Below are 623 nucleotides of genomic sequence, written 5' to 3'. Positions count from 1 at the left end.
CGCTAATGCACTGCTTTGGAAATCTGTAGGATTAGGCATACGAGTTTGACTCAAAATAATTGATCTGATCTCTGGTTGAGATCGGTGATTTTAATCAAAAGATTTGGGGGCATTCTAGCATAACTCAATCAGTTACACGTTTTTAAATGTATAAGATTTCACAAGCTTATAAAATTCATGCATAAAACTTTGTTAAAAATGATGCATCAGTTATGATGTAACACTATTTTTGTTGAGTGTTTGAAAACCCTTATGCAACCGTTTGTTTTATATAACTCTGAGCAACGAAAAAAAGTTGAATTTGTACCTCGCAAAGAAGGTCACATCGATATGTACGTCTGCGGTATGACCGTTTACGACTACTGTCATATCGGACATGCTCGAGTTATGGTTGCATTTGACTACATTATCCGTTTTTTGCGTAGTCAAGGCTGGAAAGTCCGCTACATTCGCAACATTTCCGATATTGATGACAAAATCATCAAACGTGCGAATGAGAATGGTGAAACAATCCAACAGCTCACCACGCGTTTCATCGATGCCATGAATGAAGATGCAGCGAACTTAGGCTGTTTAGCACCAGATGAAGCACCTAAAGCGACTGAATATATTGACCAGATGCA

Annotated in this window: 1 protein-coding gene; it reads left to right on the top strand. The window is 38.2% G+C overall.

The window, feature by feature from the left end; translation table 11 throughout:
• Positions 1-345: 345 nt before the first annotated feature.
• A partial coding sequence (locus ABD296_RS49845) for a class I tRNA ligase family protein (RefSeq protein WP_344285647.1) occupies positions 346-623 on the top strand: 278 nt, incomplete at its 3' end.

The sequence above is a fragment of the Actinomadura napierensis genome (assembly GCF_039529375.1).
In the GTDB taxonomy this organism is placed as follows: Bacteria; Actinomycetota; Actinomycetes; order Streptosporangiales; family Streptosporangiaceae; genus Spirillospora; species Spirillospora napierensis.
Note: the sequence above shows the minus strand (reverse complement) of the source record. Positions and strands in the feature narration are given on the sequence as shown.